The sequence below is a fragment of the Monashia sp. HAY1-2A genome (assembly GCF_056755315.1).
Genome location: NZ_JBNDHY010000788.1, coordinates 1 through 236, shown reverse-complemented (window position 1 = coordinate 236; position 236 = coordinate 1). Strand labels below are relative to the sequence as shown.

Annotated in this window: 1 protein-coding gene; it reads right to left on the bottom strand. The window is 73.7% G+C overall.

Going from position 1 to position 236, the window contains the following annotated elements:
• The coding region (locus ACPYOM_RS23920; protein ID WP_481347895.1) for a hypothetical protein at positions 1–236 on the bottom strand (236 nt) is incomplete at both ends.

Genomic DNA, 236 nt, shown 5'->3' with positions numbered 1-236 from the left:
GGCTGCCCTCCGCCCAGGTGAGCCCGGAGTCGCTGCCTTGACCCGACGGCGCGGGGATGGACCCGACGACGCGGCCGTTCTCCGGGTCGATCTTCTGGATCCGCGAATCAGCGATCTGGTAGAGGTGGCGCCCGTCGAAGGCCGTCCCGGCATCCGCCGCGCAGGGCAGCGTGCGCTGGACCTCGCCGGTGGCCGGATCGATCGCCAGCAGGCCCAGCGCCGTCGCGGCCCAGACG